Here is a 603-nt window from a genome sequence, read left to right as displayed (position 1 = left end):
GATGCTGGTGATGATCCGGGGCTTGTGAACCTCTCCTTCGATGGTACAGGAGCTTCTGGCAATACCGCCAACGGACAAGCGGGTGTGAACAGAATCAACAGCCTGCCTGCTGGTACCTACTATGTGCGTGCCGAAGACCTTACCAGCCCGGGTGACGGATGCCTGAGCCCGATCATGGCCGTGACCATCCAGCAGTTCAACACAACCATCTCTGTGCCTGCTACACTCGGTACAGCTTATGAGCTGGATGACAATGACAACTGTACGCCAAACAATGGCGCTATACAGATCAATGACATCACTGAAACCAGACCGACAGGTACGGTCTCTGTTTCCGGTGCTGGAGTGAACATCACAGATTATGACTTCACCTGGCTGGAAGACGATGGGACAACTCCTATTGCAGTGGCTGGATTCCCTGATGTCGTGTTCTTCGAAAGCGACAGCTCAACCGCTGCTGCTAATGGTAGCGCAGATGCCAGCGTCATCGCCGGACTGCCTGCAGGTACTTATTACCTCAGACTGGAAAACAATACCACAGGCTGTGTAACCCCTGCCGCTGACCTCATCGAGTTTATCATCGACGAAGAAGCAGTGAACCCT

General features: G+C 53.2%; 1 protein-coding gene. It reads left to right on the top strand.

Annotated features, from left to right (window positions below; translation table 11 throughout):
• On the top strand, positions 1 to 603 hold a 603-nt coding region (locus ACXAH9_RS17145), incomplete at both ends, for a hypothetical protein (RefSeq protein WP_474896077.1).

It is taken from the genome of Ekhidna sp. ABH4_415, assembly GCF_056161305.1.
Note: the sequence above shows the minus strand (reverse complement) of the source record. Positions and strands in the feature narration are given on the sequence as shown.